This is a genomic window from Cupriavidus sp. WS (assembly GCF_000395345.1).
GTDB lineage: Bacteria > Pseudomonadota > Gammaproteobacteria > Burkholderiales > Burkholderiaceae > Cupriavidus > Cupriavidus basilensis_B.
In genome coordinates this window covers 1-625 of sequence record NZ_AQPL01000502.1, presented here as the reverse complement: position 1 = coordinate 625, position 625 = coordinate 1, and the positions used below count along the sequence as shown (strand labels likewise).

1 protein-coding gene is annotated in these 625 nt (G+C 61.9%); it reads right to left on the bottom strand.

What is annotated here, in order from left to right:
• Nucleotides 1-144: 144 nt before the first annotated feature.
• Nucleotides 145-625 (bottom strand): CoA transferase (locus K206_RS0132815; RefSeq protein ID WP_020206538.1); only part of this gene is annotated, 481 nt, incomplete at its 5' end.

Below are 625 nucleotides of genomic sequence, written 5' to 3'. Positions count from 1 at the left end.
AAGTTGACTTTGAAGTTAAAGCCTCTAAAGCCATTAACTTCGAAGCCGAAGCCAACCTTGAAGCCAAACAGTGCAAATGACCCACCCACAAAACCCAAGCCGCCAGACCCACAGCCACAAGCGCACCTCCAAAACCCAAAAAAACTAAACCACCTTCCTCTCCTTCAACTCCCCAATCCTCCCTTCCGAATACCCCAATTCAGCAAGAATAGCCGCACTATGCGCGCCCAGCGCCGGTATATCCCCCATCACCGGCTCGACGCCGGAGAGATTGGCCGGCGGCAGCAGCGCCCCGATCACGCCGCCCGGACTGTTCACTTCCCGCCACCGCCCGCGCGCGGCAAGCTGCGGATGGTTCCAGACGGCTTCGATGTCGTTCATCGGCGCGTTGGCGATCTGCGCCGCGTCGAGCAGTGCTTCGACCTCGGCTACCGTCATCGCCGCGAAGCGGGCTTCGATCAGCGCGGTGAGTTCGGCGCGGTTTTTCACGCGGCCGGAGTTGGAGGTGAAGCGTTCGTCCTCGAGCAGGCCGGGCTGGTCCAGCACCTTCTCGCAGAAGGCCTGCCATTCGCGCTCGTTCTGCAGGCCGAAGATGACGCTGCCGCCGTCGCCGGTGCGGTGCACG